This window comes from Alphaproteobacteria bacterium (assembly GCA_025210155.1).
GTDB lineage: Bacteria > Pseudomonadota > Alphaproteobacteria > Rs-D84 > CASDRH01 > JAOASE01.
Map to the genome: position 1 here is coordinate 77,019 of JAOASE010000012.1, position 16,097 is coordinate 93,115.

Annotated in this window: 16 protein-coding genes and 2 tRNA genes; 12 read left to right on the top strand and 6 right to left on the bottom strand. The window is 29.6% G+C overall.

What is annotated here, in order from left to right:
• Nucleotides 1-6: 6 nt before the first annotated feature.
• The 3 genes from lptD (at nt 7) to N4A44_05200 (ending at nt 3,773) form a co-directional block, all read left to right on the top strand.
• Nucleotides 7-2,310 carry an LPS assembly protein LptD gene (lptD, locus tag N4A44_05190; protein ID MCT4553033.1) on the top strand — a complete coding sequence of 768 codons (2,304 nt, stop codon included), beginning with the start codon at nt 7-9 and terminating at the stop codon, nt 2,308-2,310.
• Nucleotides 2,291-3,217 carry a SurA N-terminal domain-containing protein gene (locus N4A44_05195; GenBank protein ID MCT4553034.1) on the top strand — a complete coding sequence of 309 codons (927 nt, stop codon included), beginning with the start codon at nt 2,291-2,293 and terminating at the stop codon, nt 3,215-3,217. Before lptD ends, N4A44_05195 begins: the two co-directional genes overlap by 20 nt.
• 115 nt (nt 3,218-3,332) lie before the next feature.
• The gene (locus N4A44_05200) at nt 3,333-3,773 is read left to right on the top strand and encodes a hypothetical protein (GenBank protein MCT4553035.1); all 441 of its coding nucleotides are present in this window, start codon (nt 3,333-3,335) and stop codon (nt 3,771-3,773) included.
• A 59-nt stretch (nt 3,774-3,832) separates the two neighbouring features.
• Here N4A44_05200 and gap read toward each other — a convergent pair whose 3' ends face one another.
• Together gap and rpsU are read right to left on the bottom strand one after the other, a co-directional pair.
• Nucleotides 3,833-4,849 carry a type I glyceraldehyde-3-phosphate dehydrogenase gene (gene gap / locus N4A44_05205; protein MCT4553036.1) on the bottom strand — a complete coding sequence of 339 codons (1,017 nt, stop codon included), beginning with the start codon at nt 4,847-4,849 and terminating at the stop codon, nt 3,833-3,835.
• Between the two features lie 289 nt (nt 4,850-5,138).
• Nucleotides 5,139-5,345, bottom strand: coding sequence for a 30S ribosomal protein S21 (gene rpsU, locus N4A44_05210; GenBank protein ID MCT4553037.1), 207 nt, complete (start codon nt 5,343-5,345; stop codon nt 5,139-5,141).
• A gap of 280 nt (nt 5,346-5,625) precedes the next feature.
• Between rpsU and N4A44_05215 the strand changes: the two genes are divergently transcribed.
• Nucleotides 5,626-6,462, top strand: a complete 837-nt coding sequence (locus N4A44_05215; protein ID MCT4553038.1) for a pseudouridine synthase — start codon at nt 5,626-5,628, stop codon at nt 6,460-6,462.
• Nucleotides 6,463-6,545: 83 nt separating this feature from the next.
• Complete coding sequence (locus N4A44_05220; GenBank protein ID MCT4553039.1) at nt 6,546-7,082, top strand: inosine/xanthosine triphosphatase; 537 nt, start codon at nt 6,546-6,548, stop codon at nt 7,080-7,082.
• Between the two features lie 10 nt (nt 7,083-7,092).
• On the opposite strand, the gene N4A44_05225 is transcribed toward N4A44_05220, so the two are convergent.
• A complete protein-coding gene (locus tag N4A44_05225) occupies nt 7,093-7,614 on the bottom strand; it encodes an NUDIX domain-containing protein (GenBank protein MCT4553040.1) in 522 nt (173 codons plus the stop codon).
• A 176-nt stretch (nt 7,615-7,790) separates the two neighbouring features.
• Here N4A44_05225 and N4A44_05230 point away from each other — a divergent pair.
• From N4A44_05230 to N4A44_05240, 3 genes are all read left to right on the top strand, one after another.
• Nucleotides 7,791-7,867 (top strand) — tRNA-Val (locus N4A44_05230).
• Nucleotides 7,868-7,896: 29 nt separating this feature from the next.
• Nucleotides 7,897-7,972, top strand: a tRNA-Asn gene (locus tag N4A44_05235).
• Nucleotides 7,973-8,143: 171 nt separating this feature from the next.
• The gene (locus tag N4A44_05240) at nt 8,144-8,746 is read left to right on the top strand and encodes an HD domain-containing protein (protein MCT4553041.1); all 603 of its coding nucleotides are present in this window, start codon (nt 8,144-8,146) and stop codon (nt 8,744-8,746) included.
• A 151-nt stretch (nt 8,747-8,897) separates the two neighbouring features.
• Here the strand turns inward: N4A44_05240 and N4A44_05245 are convergent, their stop codons facing one another.
• Nucleotides 8,898-9,248: a cupin domain-containing protein gene (locus N4A44_05245; protein MCT4553042.1), complete on the bottom strand. Its 351-nt coding sequence runs from the start codon at nt 9,246-9,248 to the stop codon at nt 8,898-8,900.
• A gap of 128 nt (nt 9,249-9,376) precedes the next feature.
• Here N4A44_05245 and N4A44_05250 point away from each other — a divergent pair, with 128 nt between their 5' ends.
• Nucleotides 9,377-10,414: a glycoside hydrolase family 3 gene (locus N4A44_05250; protein MCT4553043.1), complete on the top strand. Its 1,038-nt coding sequence runs from the start codon at nt 9,377-9,379 to the stop codon at nt 10,412-10,414.
• 28 nt (nt 10,415-10,442) lie between these two features.
• On the opposite strand, the gene N4A44_05255 is transcribed toward N4A44_05250, so the two are convergent.
• Nucleotides 10,443-10,967 carry a hypothetical protein gene (locus N4A44_05255; GenBank protein MCT4553044.1) on the bottom strand — a complete coding sequence of 175 codons (525 nt, stop codon included), beginning with the start codon at nt 10,965-10,967 and terminating at the stop codon, nt 10,443-10,445.
• Nucleotides 10,968-11,130: 163 nt separating this feature from the next.
• Here N4A44_05255 and N4A44_05260 point away from each other — a divergent pair, with 163 nt between their 5' ends.
• Entirely contained in the window at nt 11,131-12,612 is a 1,482-nt protein-coding gene (locus N4A44_05260) for a SulP family inorganic anion transporter (protein MCT4553045.1), read from the top strand.
• 46 nt (nt 12,613-12,658) lie between these two features.
• Here the strand turns inward: N4A44_05260 and N4A44_05265 are convergent, their stop codons facing one another.
• The gene (locus tag N4A44_05265) at nt 12,659-13,960 is read right to left on the bottom strand and encodes a UDP-glucose/GDP-mannose dehydrogenase family protein (GenBank protein MCT4553046.1); all 1,302 of its coding nucleotides are present in this window, start codon (nt 13,958-13,960) and stop codon (nt 12,659-12,661) included.
• 159 nt (nt 13,961-14,119) lie between these two features.
• On the opposite strand from N4A44_05265, the gene N4A44_05270 reads away from it, so the two are divergent.
• Complete coding sequence (locus tag N4A44_05270; GenBank protein ID MCT4553047.1) at nt 14,120-14,776, top strand: hypothetical protein; 657 nt, start codon at nt 14,120-14,122, stop codon at nt 14,774-14,776.
• 90 nt (nt 14,777-14,866) lie between these two features.
• Nucleotides 14,867-15,994, top strand: coding sequence for a patatin-like phospholipase family protein (locus N4A44_05275; protein ID MCT4553048.1), 1,128 nt, complete (start codon nt 14,867-14,869; stop codon nt 15,992-15,994).
• The last annotated feature ends 103 nt before the right edge of the window (nt 15,995-16,097 follow it).

The window sequence follows — 16,097 nt, forward strand, 5'->3', positions numbered from 1 at the left end:
CTTAGTATGAGAGTGAAATTTTTTAAATTTATTTCAGTTTGTTTCTTAGGAACTCTTTTTTCTAAAGAGGTTTTTTCTCAAGAAATTAATACTAAGTCAAAAGATCTTAAGTTTGAAATAGAAGATATAACTTATGATGATCAAAAATCTATAATTTATTCTACTGGTGGTATTAGGATTTATAAAGAAGATCTTGAAATGACAGCGGATTATTTTGAGTTTAATTCTAAGGATGATACTTTTTCTTTAGTTGGAGATGTTGAGTTTGATGCTCAAGATAACTTTTTTAAATTAAATAGTTTAGTTAGCTCTTCTGATATGAGTAATGTTCATGGTAAAACTATGGAAGGTTTCTCTTCGGATGGTGGACATATGGTGGCAGATTCTTTAGGTAGAGAAAATAGTTATAAAAATGTTTTTAGAGGCGTTGATTATACTGCCTGTGATATTGGCTTTGATGTTGAAGATTTTAAGAAGTGTCAGAAAAAAGTTGTTGATGGAAAGAGTGAGGATAAAGAAAAAGAAGTTCCTGCTTGGTCATTATATTCAGGTAGGTTAGTTCAAGATACTGATGCTGAAATGCTTTATGCATACAATAATATTTTTTATCTTTGGGATTTTCCTGTGTTTTATTTACCTTATATGGCATATCCATCTTTTGATGTTAAAAGAAAGACGGGTTTACTTCCTTTTGAGTTTGGAAAGAAAAATTATGGATCCTATATTTCTACACCTTTATTTATTGATATTTCAGATCATGAGGATATGACATTAAAACCTATTTTTACCAAGGATGAAGGTCTTCTTTCAGGAATGGAATATAGAAGAAAACTAACATTCGGAAATTTATTTTTTGATGGATATTATATAAATGAAAAAACTACAGACGATCAAAGATGGTATGTTAATAGTAGAAATGAGTTTACATTAACAGATGTTTGGAAATTAGATTTAGATATTAGAAGGGCATCAGATGATACATTTTCTAAAAAATATGATATAACTCATAATGATTGGTTAACATCTAATATTGAGACAGGAGCTTACTGGGATAGTAATTATTTTATTTTGGGTGTTACTAGTTATCAGGATTTGAGATATTATGAAGATAGTTCAGATGGCAATGAAAGTCCTGAAGTTATGCCTCAAATGTATTATTATTATGAAACTGATGTTAGTGATGAAGGTACTTTCTGGAGTTTTGATTCAAGTTTAGTTAATTTATGGACTAATAGAAATTCTTATCAAAATGTTGAAGATTCATATAATACTAGATTTTCTTTTGATTTGAAGAGACATTATAAAGATATTTTTGATAATGGAATTGTTGCAGATACTTCTTTGGCTTTAAAGAGTGATTTTTACTTTATGGATGATATTTATTATGGAGAGGTTGATCCTTCAGAAGTTCCTGAGAGTGGTAATGAATTTAGAATTTATCCGGAGCTTAATGTTCTTTTAAAGTATCCTTTATTTAAAAAGGGTAAATCTTTTAGTTCTATTATAGAGCCAGTTGTTCAAGCTATTATATCTCCTGATAATTCTAGATTGCATGATAGTGACATTTTAAACATGGATAGTTTGGATACGGAATTAGATGAAAATAATTTATTCTCTGATAATAGATATAGAGGATCTGATTTAATAGAAACTGGTAATAGGTTTAATGCTGGTGTTAATTGGGACGTTATGTTTGATGATAGTGAGCAACATCTTAGTATGTTCTTTGGTCAAGGATATGTAGATTCTTCTGAAAATATTTATCCAGAAGGATCAGGATTGAGAGAAGGGTTTACTGATGCGGTTGGTTCTGTTAAATTTAAATATTCTTCATCTCTTGATTTTTATTATAGATTTAGATTGGATGGGGATAATTATGAGTTTAATAGAAATGACTTAGGATTTAGATCTTTTCAAAAAAATTATTGGATAGATATGGGGTATATTTATTCTGCGTTTGTGGATGAAACTTCTACTTCAGATGATGATAGAACAGAAGAAGTTAGAGCTATGGTAAAAACTAAATTAACTGATAATTGGAATTTAACAGGTGGATCTATTTATAATTTATCAACATCTTCTTTGAGTGAATGGGAAATGGGTGTTGAGTTTGTTAATGATTGTTTAGGTATCGGTCTTATTGCAGATAGAAAAAATTCTAATGATAGAGATTATAAAGGGTCTACCTCTTTTTCTATAAAGATATCTTTTAGAAATACAGATGGAAATAAGAGTGAAGAAGTTTTAAGAGAGAATGGTATTGATATAGATAATTTCAATTGGGAGAAAGATGATGAATTTATGTGGTAGGTTTTTTGTATTTTTGTTTTTAAGTATGTTTGTGATTCTTAAAGATATTAAGGCTGAAGATGTTGAGATTTTAGCAGAAGTTAATGGTAGTATTATCACTAGTTATGAACTTGATAAGAGGGTTCAATTTCAAAGATCGTTGAGTGATCAATTTAAAAAGATACCTCTTAAACAATTTAAAAAAATTGTTTTGGAAGGTATGATTTCTGATAAAATAAAACTTAAAGAGTTATCTTTATATAATGTTAGTGTTGACCCTAAAGAATTGAAAAATTCTATTAGAGGTATTGAGGCTAGAAATGGTTTGCCAAAGGGTTCTTTTGATAAAATTGCAAATGATGTAGGGATAGATAAGGATAATGCTTATGAACAGATTAGAACTGAAATTGCTTGGGGTAAATTTATAAGAAGTTTTTATTTTCATTCTGTAGATATTGATGAAAAAGATGTTGATGCTATTTATAAGGACACTGTTAGAAAACATGATGTTTATGCTTCTAAATATAAGTTGTCTCAAATTATTTATCCTAAGGGTAAGGTTAGTGAGATGTTTAATACTTTAAGAAGAAAAAAGTTTACTTGTTCTGGTTTTAACAAGCATGTTGAGGAAAGGGGTGTTATTGGATCTGGTGAGTTAGGAGTTGTTACCGTTAAGGATTTGAGACCTAATGTTATTTCTGCATTGGAAGGTGTTAAAAAGGGTGAGTTGACTAATCCTATAAACGATGTTGATGGAACTTTTGTTTCTTATTATGTTTGTGAAAAGGCAGCTAGAAAGGGTGCTGAAAAACTACCTAAGGATTTAAGGGATAGAATTAAGTTTAGTCAATTGGGTAAAAAGATGGAATTGTTCTCTGAGATGCATTATGAAAAATTAAAGGATAATGCAGTTGTAGTTTACTACTAGGGTTGAATAGTAGATTTTTTATCTAAGAAAGTTCCTGTTTGGAGCTTTCTTTTTTACTTGAAATGAGTGAGTTTGTTGATATGCTTTAGTTTATTAATAACTTTAAATTATTTTTATGGATATAAAATATATTATAAACGAAGTTTCTGATTTAAATCGTGGATTTAGGATTTCTATTTTAAAAGAAGGAAATTTGGAATTTGTTTTTAAATCTGGAGAACATCCTTTTCTTGTTAAATTTTTATTGGAAAATGGAAAAGAAGATCCTCAATTGATTTTAGGAAAAAATACTTCCATTGAAACTAACGAAGTGGAACCCTATCTGGATTTATGCAAAGAGTTTTTTCTTAAATTGTATAAAATAATAAATGAGGTAACTTCTTCTTATGGATCTGCTGAGGGATTATCTATCTATTTTAATACTTTAATTGAGTTGAAAATCTTTTCTTTTTCAGGTGAAGTTTCGAGGCATAATAGAAATTGTGATGCTAGAGATGCCATCTCTGTGCGTTTAAAGAAAATAGGTATTGAAATACCTAAAAATCCTAATCATTAAGATATTATATGTTAAAAAAAAGCTCCCGATTGGGAGCTTAATTTTTTATCAATCATTAATTATGATTTGAATGTTTTAGCGAATGCAGCAGCAGTGTCTAACATTCTGTTAGAGAAGCCCCATTCGTTGTCGTACCAAGTCATAACTCTTACGAAACCGTCTTGCATAACTTTTGTGCCTGGTGCATCGAAAGTTGATGAGTTAGGGTTTGTAGTGTAATCAACAGATACTAAAGGTAGTTCGTTGTAACCTAGAACGCCTTTTAATTCGCCTTCAGCATATTTCTTGATAGCTGCATTGATTTGTTCTGCTGTAACTTCTTTGTTTAGTACACATTTAAGGTCTACTAGAGATACGTCAGCAGTTGGTACTCTGATTGCAACTCCGTCTAATTTACCATTTAGGTGAGGTAATACTAGACCAACAGCTTTAGCAGCGCCTGTTGAAGTTGGGATCATTGAAACAGAAGCAGCTCTTGCTCTGTAAGGATCTTTGTGTGCAGTATCTACAGTTCTTTGGTCACCAGTGAATGCATGAATTGTAGTCATGAAACCGTGGCTAATACCGAATTCTTTATCTAAAACGTAAGCAACTGGAGCTAGACAGTTTGTAGTACAAGAAGCGTTTGAGATTACGTCCATGTCTGCAGTGATTTTGTCATGGTTAATACCATAAACAACTGTTAAATCAGCGTCTGGAGATGGAGCAGAAACGATTACTTTTTTTGCACCAGCTTGAATGTGTTTAGAAGCCATTTCTTTCTTCAAGAAGATACCAGTACATTCGAATACGATATCAACATCTAAGTCACCCCAAGGTAAATCTTCAGGATTTCTTTCGCTGCACATTTTAACGTTTTGATCTTTAACTTTCATTAGGTCTCCATCAAGAGTGATGTCGAATGGTAATTTACCGTGAACTGAGTCCCAAGTTAATAAGTGTGCGTTCATATCTGCAGGTGCTAAATCGTTAATACCTACAACTTCAATATCTGTTCTATCAGATTCTAGTAAAGCACGGAAAACAAGTCTTCCGATTCTACCAAAACCATTGATTGCTACTTTAGTTTTAGTCATTTTATATTTTCCTTCATTGGTTTTTAAGTATTTCACCCATCTGTTGTGAAAAAATAACCTTTATGTACTATATGTACACTGCAGAACATTTTTTCTTATCATCTGGGCAAAATCTTTAAAAACTTCAAGAGTAGATATCGTCAGATGAACATTTGGGAGAATGTAATTTATCTGAGATATATTTTACTTGTGGGGAGTCTAATTGCAAGGGAAAATTATAAAATAAAAAAAGGCTTCCTATTGGAGGCCTTTTTTATATCTTTTTGAAATTTGACTTTCTTTAGAAAAACTAGAAACCTAGAGTTTGTCTTTCTTTTGATTGTCTTTTTCTTTCACGTTTAACAGCTTCGTTTGCTTTTCTTTTCTTAGCAGTTGTAGGTTTTTCGTGATATCTTCTACTTTTAACTTCTTTGAAAAGACCTTCTTTTTGGGCTTTTTTCTTAGCAATTCTTAGTGCTTTTTCAACGTTGTTATCTTTAACGAATACTTTTACCATTTTTACATTCACCTCCTTAGATAGGTCTTTGGTAATTAATTTATGCCGTTAGTTTACTAATAAGTTTTGAAAAATCAAGCTTTTTTTTACTTCGTCTTTTATTTCAATTTTAATTAAAGTATCAATTGTTAGATTTTCAGTCATTTATTTTTTATAAACTCCTAAAAATTAAAATTTACTTTAATTTTCTTGAAAAAAAATACTTGTAAAAAATAATTTGTTTTCAATTTTTATCTTTAGTATATATAATGAATGAAAATTTAATAAAAAGGTTTGTTTGATGGAAAAAGTTAGAATAGCTAAATTTATTGCAGGGAATTCTGAATACTCTAGACGTAAGGTTGAGAGTTTGATTTTTGATGGAGAAGTTAAGGTTAATGGAAAGGTTGTTGAAGAACCTTCTATTAAAGTTTCTGTTGAGGATAAAATTGTTATAGAAGGTAGTGTTTTAAAAGTTTCTATGGATGAACAAAGAGAAGAAAAGATATTTGCTTTTTATAAACCTACTGGGTGTATTTGCTCTAAGAAAGATGAAAAAGGTAGAAAGACTATTTATGATGTTATAGCAGATAGCTCTGTTGGGAAAAAGATTCTTAAAGAAAATTCTAATTTGCTTTATGTTGGTAGATTGGATTTTAATACAGAGGGAATTCTGTTGATGACTAATTCTGGTGATTTGAAAAATAAATTGGAGCATCCTTCTGCTAAGTTAGAAAGAGTTTATAGAGTTAAGGTTTTTAGTAAGAAGAAATTAGATGATAAAGATTTAAATCCTTTGAGAAAGGGAATTTCTTTTAAAGATAAAAAGACTGGTAAGAAAGTTTCTTACTCTCCTTTTGATGTTAAAATTATTGATTATGTTGAAGAGGATGTTGTTAGATATAATAAAGGTAAAAAGATAGTTACGAAGAATTCTTTTAATAAAGGAGATGGTAAATCTGTTTGGTGTGAAGTGAGAATTTTTGAAGGTAAAAATAGAGAAATTAGGAACGCATTTGAACAGATTGGATTTGTAGTTTCTAAGTTGAGTAGATTGTCTTATGGACCTTATAATTTGGAAGGTCTTAAGAGAGGTGAAATTATTAAAAGACCTGTTGTTAAGAGTTTAGTTAGGTAAAGTTTTTTATATAATTTCTTGTTTTTATTAAATTACTATACTAGTCTTTAATTTATGAGGGGAAAATATATAAGGATCTTGGTATGAAAGTTATAGTTGGAACTAAAAATCCCTTAAAGTTGAAAGCTGTAAAAATAGCATTTACAAGAATTTTTGATGAGGATATTTCTATTATTGGAGTTGATGCTCCTTCAGGTGTTTCTTCACAGCCTGTTCCGGGAAGTGAAGTATTAAAAGGTGCTAAAAATAGAGCAGAGTTTTGTAAAGATAAAATAGATGGAGACTATTTTGTTGGAGTTGAGGGCGGCTTAACTTTTTTAGATGATTTTAATGATTTGTTTTTAACCGGTTTTGTTGTTGTGTTATCTAATGATAATGAAATCATTGGAGTTGGAAATAGTGGTTTGATACAAATTCCAGAAGATCTTAGAAGATTGATAGAAGAAAAAGGTAGAATTAGTGGTGCTGTTAATGAATATTTTGGAGTTGAAAATTCTAAACATGCTCTGGGTGTGCAGGGGCATTTAACTAATGGAGAAATAGATAGGGCAATTGAGGTTGAACAAAATACTATAAGGGCTTTAACTTTACATAAATTTAATGGTAAAGTTTATGGGTAAAATAGATGTTCTATCCATTGTATAGATTGTGGAGTTTAGAACTACTTTTGTTTCCATCTATAGTATAGCTTATTTCATTTTGTAGTTTTTCTATTTTATAAGATTTATCTTTGTTGAAGTGAACTTTATAGAAAGTGTTTTCTTTTTCATTTATTATTTCTGGTATAAATTCTTTATCAGCAGGAAGCATTTTATCATAAGGAATTTCTGCTCTGTCTATCCAGTATGAATTACACTCTTCTTGTTCGTGGATTATTTTTCCTTTGTGATTTTTTGCTAAGAATATTTGAACATCAGTAAAGGCATCTTTTCCTTCGAATGAGAAATATAAAGATCCTATTCTTTTTAGATCTTGAGGAATTATTCCTGTTTCTTCCTTACACTCTCTTATTGCGCATTCTTCGAATGTTTCGTAATTGTGTTTATGTCCACCTGGTAGATTATATGTTCCGTTAAATGTTCTCTTTTTAAATACCATAAGAACTTTGTTTTGGTTTTTAACTAATACTAAAGTTGCAAAGGCATGTTTCATGATAATTCTCCGTTTATTATAGTTAACTATTTTACTTTTATTGAGTCAATAGAAACTTCTCATTTGCTAGGAAAAGCTTGAAAAAATTAATAGTTTTGTGAAATTGTATTTTTTTATAATTTTTTTCTTGATTTTGGTTTTTTGCTGTGTATAATCGGTTTCAGATTGTTAATAAGGGGCGATTAGCTCAGTTGGCTAGAGCACTTCGTTTACACCGAAGGGGTCGGGAGTTCGAGGCTCTCATCGCCCACCATTTATTTTCAATTGTTATCGTTTAGTTGTTCGGGTATAGTTCAGTTGGTAGAACAGTGGACTGTTAATCCATATGTCGCTGGTTCGAGGCCAGCTACCCGAGCCACTTTTTTTGTAAGTCTTTGAATAGGCTTATTTTTTTTTAATTTGTTGTGAAAGATATATTATAATTTTTGTTAAAAATGTTTTATTGTTTATCTTGACTAAGTATATTGAATTTTGTTATGTTAAATATGGTTAATAAACTTGTTAAGTTGAATAATAAGTGGGGGATAGTATGAAAATAGATAAATTAAAAGAGCATGTTATTAAATGTGCAACTGATAAAAATTTTATTCATTCAGATTGGTTTATAGAAAGTCATTTAGAAATTGTAGAAAAACTTTGTAATGAGTTATGTGATTTTTATGAAGAAGCGGATAGGGATGTCGTGAATATTTTAGTTTGGCTTCATGATTATGGAAAAATATTAGCCAAGAATTATGAAAATTTTCATAAGAGTGATGCTTTAGCTATAAGTAAAGGTAGAGAATTATTAGAAGATTTGGGATTTAGTAAAGATATCATTGATATATCTATAAAATATGTAGAGCTTAATGATAAAAAAATGGAGATAGATTTAAATCAAGCTCCAATTGAGGTTAAAATAATATCATCAGCGGATGCGGCAGCTCATTTCATAGGACCATTTTTTAGTTTATATATTTATGATAATTCTGATAAATCTATTGAAGAACTTTGTGAGTCTAATATAAAGAAAGCACAAAAAGATTGGAATAGAAAAATTGTTTTACCTGAGGTGAAAGAAAGATTTAAAGAAAGATATGAATGGATTTTAGAAGGCATGTCTTCATTAAATGGAAAATATTTTCTTAAATAATGTTAGGTTATTTGTTTTTTTATCTATTCTTTAAGATATGGGAAAAAGTTCATTGTTTCTGAATAGTAGTTAGTTCGGATTGTGTCAAAGATAGGGAGCCACTTTTAATCTGGAGCTTTTGAGCTTCTTTTTTTATGTATTTGAGAACTTTTTAAGAATTTTGATTTGTTACTTCTTTAGTAAAATTGAAAGAAGGGGTATTTATTAAAATTAATTCCATATTACCAATAATATTGTACCAAGTATCTTTTTTTATAAAAAGACTATCTCCTTTTTTTATTTCAATCTCTTTATTATCAATAATAAACTTTCCACTTCCTTTCAAAACAAAATAAATTCTATCGCTTTCGATGTTTTTTGTTTTTCCATGTTCTCCATTCAATTCAGAAATAGCAAGGCTGGCATTTTTAGATACTTCTTTTGTGATATAATTGTGAATAATATAATTTGAATTTATACTTCTGGTAATTTTTTCTTTTTTTGATACTTTTAAATAATTCATTTTTATTTTCCTTTTTATGTTTTAATTTTATCATTTTTTTAAAAAAAATCAATTTTTATTTAAATAGGAAAAAACTATATAATTTTTATTATATTTGATATAATTAATTATGGTTTTTAGGAGGTCGTATGGATATTGAATATAAAATTGGTCAGATGATTTTAATTGGTTTTAAGGGATATTCTCTTCCTGAAGCTATAAAAAATCAGATAGAAAATGGATTTGTTTCAGGAGTTAATTTACATGATTATGATAGAGGGGAAAATAAATTTGAGCAAAATATAAAAAGTTTTGAACAACTTTCTTTGTTGATAAATGAAATTAGATCAACTGTGAGTGAAATACCTTTGTTTATTGGTATTAGTCAAGAAGGTGGTATGGCTTCTCGTTTGAAAAAAGATTATGGTTTTGAACAAATAGATTCAGCTAAAAAAATTGGAAATAGAAATGATGTAGAATATTCTTATAAAGAGTATTTTAAAATGGCTTTAGAATTAAAAAAATTGGGATTTAATTTAAATTTAGCTCCAGTGGTAGATATTAATACAAACTTAAAAAATCCAGTTATATCTCTTAAGGATAGAAGCTTTTCTTCAAGCTCAAATAAAGTATCTAAACATTCTGAACAATTTATAAAAGCTCATAATGACTTAAATATATTAACTTCTGTTAAACATTTTCCTGGGCATGGAAGTTCTAATGTAGACTCTCATTTAGGTTTTGTAGATATAACAGAGAGTTGGAGTGAAGATGAATTAATACCTTATGAATATTTAATAAATAATAATAGGATTGATATGATTATGACATCTCATGTTTTTAATAAAAACTTAGATGATAAATATCCAGCGACTTTATCTAAAAATATTTTAAAGGGAATGTTAAGAAATAGACTTGCTTTTGATGGAGTTATTATTAGTGATAATATTGAGATGAAGGCATTAAGTGAAAATTATTCTTTTGAAGAAATTGTGCTGAGAGGTATTGAGGCAGGGATTGATATTTTTACTATTACGAATAGTTATTATTATGATGAAAATATAGCTATAAAATTTAGAAATTTAATTTTAAAAAAATTAAAGGAAGGTGTTATTTCTGAAGAGCGAATAGATGAGTCATATAAAAGAATAATGAAACTGAAAAAGAAATACGGTATTATTTCTTAATAAAAAAACAGTCCGAAGACTGTTTATATTAAAAGCTTTTGTTTATTGTTGATTCTAAAATGTTTTTACTATATTGATTTTCAGAAGTTGTAAATGGCATTAATGGAAGAGTTATCCATCCGGCTATGTTTGAAAATTTCTCACTTGATTTAGTTGTTTTACCATTTTTTGTTATTGTTACTTCTATTTCATCGTCTCCGAATAGAGGGATAATTCCTAAAGATAATAAGAAAAATGCAGCATTTATTCCTTCAGATGGATTTACTTCATGTTTATTTTCTAATTTAATTTGTACATTAGATAAATGTTTTTTATCAACTATTTGGAACGGAATTCCCATTTTATTGAATGAACTTTCTACTTTTTCTTTGTTCATTTTTTTTATGATTTCGTTTTGGTTATCTTTTTCTTCAATAAATATTTTATGTATTTTATTTTTGTTATAAGAAGAAATTTCTGCTTTAGGAGATGTTTTGAATTCATTGCTATTTGGTAATTTAACACAAGAAGTAGTTAAAATTAAGATAGATAGAGATAGGATTGTTTTTTTCATTTTTAATTTCCTTTTTGAACTTATGTAAAAATTTTATCAAAAGAATTATGCCAAATCAAATTTATTATTTATTTTCTATTATTTTTCTAGGTTTTAGCTAATAAAAGACTTGTTGTTTTTTTATATCCATGTTATAAATCCTCCGATTTAAGAAAGGAGTATTATGATAAATATAAAAAATTTGAAAAAAAAGTTTTTAAAAACTGAATTGTTAGCTGGGTTAACAGTTGCTTTGGCACTTGTTCCTGAAGCTATCGCATTTGCATTCGTTGCAGGGGTAGAACCTTTGGTAGGTTTGTATGCTGCTTTTATAGTTGGACTTGTTACAGCTATGTTTGGAGGTAGACCTGGAATGATAAGTGGTGCTACAGGTGCTTTGGCTGTAGTAATGGTTGAATTGGTTCATTCACATGGTGTTGAATATTTATTTGCAGCCGTGGTTTTAATGGGATTAATTCAAATCTTAGTTGGTACTTTAAAGCTTGGTAAGTATGCTAGAATTATACCAGAGACGGTTATGTTGGGATTTGTTAATGGTTTAGCTATTGTAATTTTATTATCTCAGTTAGAGAGTTTTAAAATAAATGGAGATTGGCTTACAGGAGTGAAATTGTTTAATAGTCTTTCTATAGTTGGTCTTACTATGTTGATTATGCACTTTTTACCTAAGTGGAAAAAAAATATGCCTGGTGCTTTGATTGCAATTGGTTTTATAACATTGGTTGTAAATATATTTAATATAGATGTTGTGACTGTGGGTGATATTGCTGGAGTTAAAGGTGGACTTCCAAGTTTCCATATACCTAATATTTCTCTTTCATTAGAAACGTTAGAAATTATATTACCATATGCTATTATATTTGCATCAATTGGATTGATTGAATCTCTTATGACTTTGAGATTAGTTGATGATATTACAGATACTCGTGGATGCAGTGATAGAGAGTGTATGGGGCAGGGACTTGCTAATGTTATTACTGGATTCTTTGGTGGTATGGGTGGCTGTGCTATGATAGGACAAAGTATGATTAATATGGAAAATGGTGGAAGGAAAAGGTTGTCTGGTATTTCAGCCGCATTGTTCCTTTTATCATTTATTTTATTTGCTTCGTCTTTGATAGAGGCCATTCCGGTTGCAGTATTAACTGGTGTGATGTTAATGGTTGTTATAGCTACGTTTGAGTGGTTGAGTTTCAAGATCATTAGAAGAATACCTAAGAGTGATGCTTTTGTGGTAGTGTTGGTTACTGTTGTAACTATATTTACTGATTTAGCTATAGCTGTTGGATTAGGTATTGTTGCTTCAAGTTTAGTTTTTGCATGGAAGAAGGGAAATAATATATTAATTGATTATAGTGAAGTTAAAGATGGTGTGAAAGAGTATTATGTTAAAGGTGTTTTATTCTTTGGATCAGCTGCTAACTTTAATGAAAGATTTAATCCTTCTGAAGATCCTGATAAAGTTGTAGTTAATTTTATTCATGCTAGAATTTTTGATTACTCAGGGGTAGAGGCTTTAGTTTTGATGTCTGAAAAATATAGCAAGTTAGGAAAGTCTTTATCTATTAAAAATGTAAGTAAAGATTCTAAGAAAATGTTAGATAGATCAGATCATCTTGGTAAGGTGAAATTATTTGAAGAATAATATAAATGCTCCATTTTGATATGGAGCATTTTTTTAGTTTGGATTTTTATTTTCCTAGACAGTAGTAACTGAATTTATGTTTTTCTACAACATCTCTTTCTAGAAGGTTTCTGTAATCTATTATTATATTACCTTTCATTTTTTCTTTTATTTTTGAAAGATCCATATTTGTAAATTCATTCCATTCTGTCATTATGATAATTGCATCGCATTCAGAAACACATTCGTATAAATCTTCACAATAATTTACATTTTTGTTTTGAAGTTCTTTATCGAAGTTTTCCATTGCTTTTTTATCATATGCTTTAACGTTGAAGTTTTTATTTAGCAAAGCTTTAACAACATCGAAGCTAGCAGAGTATCTAACGTCATCAGTTTCTGCTTTAAATGCTAGCCCTAAAACACCTACAGTTTTTTCTCCGCTTCCTATTATGTTAAGAGCTCTTCTTGATAAGTATACTTTTCTTGATGAGTTAACATTTAATGCAGTTTCAATCAAAGTTTGATCTGCTTTAACAAGCTTTCCGTATTCAACTATTTCAGTCATATCTTTAGGGAAGCAAGATCCTCCAAATCCAGGTCCAGTTTGTAAGAATTTTTTACCGATTCTTGAATCTAATCCGATTCCTTCTGCTACCTCTTCAATGTTTGCTCCTGATTTTTCGCAAAGGTTAGCTATTTCATTTATGAAGCTTATTTTTATTCCTAATAAAGAGTTTGAGGCGTATTTAACTGCTTCGGCACTTCTTATTCCATAGTACGTAATCGGAGTTCCTTTAACTTCAAAAGAATGGTACATAGTTGCTAGGATTTTTTTAGCTTTTTCACTTTCTACACCTATTACGATTCTATCTGGGTTGAAGAAGTCTTTTACAGCCGCACCTTCTTTTAAAAATTCAGGTATAGAGGCGTAGTCAAATTTTGCATCTGGATTTTCTTTTCTGATTAGATCTTGAACCATGCTTCCAGTTCCAATAGGGACTGTAGATTTTGTAACTACTACGCAATATTTATTTAATAGAGGGGCTAGTTCTTTTGATGCACCTTTAATATATTTCATATCTGCTCTGTTTGTTTCAGGATCAGTTGGAGTTCCTACTGCTAGAATGATTACATCGGCATCTTTAACACCTTCTTTCATGCTTGTTGTGAATGATAGTAGACCTTGTTCTACACCATCTTTGATTAATTGGCTTAGTCCTGGTTCATAGATAGGTATAATGCCTTTTTTTAGTTTATTAATTTTTTCTTCCATTATATCTATGCAAGATACTTTGAAACCTAAATTTGTAAAACCAGCGGCAGTTGGTAACCCTACATATCCAGTGCCTATAACAGCAATTTTCATATTTTAACTCCTTTGAATAAATTTATTTTGAATAATAATATTATATTATGTTTGGTAAGTCTATATAATTTAGATTTCTTATTCTGAATATGTTTTTGATTTGATTTTTATGCATAGCTTTGTTTAAATTAAAATGTGAAGATTATAAGGAGTTTTGTTATGAGACTTTCGTTGTATTTTTTTATTTTATTGTTTTTTGTGGGTGCTTCATTTTCAGAAGAGGTGTTTGCTGATGAGGTGTCTTGGTTTGAAGTCAAAGAGGATAAAGGTATAGTTACACCTAAAGATTCTTTAACTATTTTTTATGGAAGAACTACTTGGAATAATTTATCAGATATAATTGTTGGAGATATAGATTTAACAGGTTATGAAATGATGAGCTTTACATATAGTGAAAGATATGCAGATTTAGAAAGATTTTTTTATATTTGGGAAGATGTTGTTTTAGAGTGGGAATTTGGTATTTCTCCCCATTTTGGAAATCAAGAATTTTGGGAATTTCATATAGCTAATAATGTAAGGTGGTATAATTTTTCTTGGGACGATAGTGTAAGGACTACTTTTGAATTTGGAATTGGATGGTCACAAGCATCTGAAGTTCCTGAGGTTGAAACAGAAAGGGTTGATAATTATACAGAAAAGGGATTGATATTTTTATCTTTTGAAGTTACTTTTGCAGATCCTAATTGGGAACACACAGAAATAGTACTTAGAAATCATCATAGATCAGGAGCTTGGGGAACTATTGGTAATATTGATGGTGGAATTACAGGTGGGTCAGATTCTTTGTTAATAGGATTAAGGCATAATTTCTAAAAATATTTTTCAAACAATTGTTTTAATTTGTCTTGCAAACGTTTGTTTGTTGTGCTATGTTTTTATGGTTGATTGGTAGAGAGGAAAGTCATGAAAAGATTTTTATATCCATTTTTCGTTTTGTTTTTTTCAGGGTGTTCTTCTCTGCCTATCTATAAGCCAGTTCCTAAATTAGAACAGAATAAAGTTCTTGTAAAAAATTATCATTCTTCAATTAGACAGAATGGAGAAACTTCCACATATTTTGATGATAAGACATGTTTAGATTTTCCAGAGGAGAATAATGAAGAGATTTCATATTTAGCTATTTCGGGTGGTTCTGATAAGGGAGCTTATGCAGCAGGTTTTTTGAATGGTTGGTCTGATGCTGGAGGTAGGCCCGAGTTTGATATTGTTACAGGAGTTAGTACTGGAGCTCTGATTGCTCCATTTGCTTTTCTTGGAAAAGATTATGATTCTACTTTGAAGAAAATGTATACTACTATGAAAGAAGAAAATATTTTTGTTAGTGGTTTTGTAGATGTTTTAGATGGTTTAACCGGCGGTATGGCTGTGGCAGACACATCTCCTTTAAGAGAGCAGCTTGAGTTTTATATTACGGAAGAAATTGTTGAAAAAATTGCAGTTGAACATAGAAATGGAAGAAGACTTTATATGAGTTCTACCAATTTAGATTCTCAAAAACCTATAATTTGGAATATTGGAGAGATTGCTAATTCAGGTAGAGAAGATTCTATAGATTTAATTCATAATATTATGTTAGCTTCGTCTGCTATTCCAGGTGTATTTCCTCCAGTCTTTTTTGATGTAGAATATAATGGGAATAATTATAAAGAAGTTCATGTGGATGGAAGTGTTGTTTCTAATGTATTGTTTCCACCAGATGTTTTTGAGAAGAAATGTGGGTATGATAGAAAGATGTATATAATTAGAAATTCTAAACTTCATTCAGAGTATGAAGTTGTTAAGCCTAGTATGTTTAATATTTTTAGCAGGTCTATAGCATCGGTTGTTAAGTATCAGGCTTATGGAGATTTATATAGAATGTATGTTGTTTTAGATAATAATGATATTGATTATAATTTGACTTATATACCGGATGATTTTGATCATGAAAGAGAAAATCCTGTTTTTGATATAGAGTATATGAGGGCTTTATATGATAGAGCTTATAAAGATTCTAACAATAATTTTGAGTGGAAGAAAAATCCTTTTTAATTAGTGAAAAAAGTAATTGCAAAATTGAAATCCTGAGTTATAATGGGTTTAGTTTTATGGGAAGGGCTGATAGCTCAGTTGGTAGAGCAACTGACTCTTAATC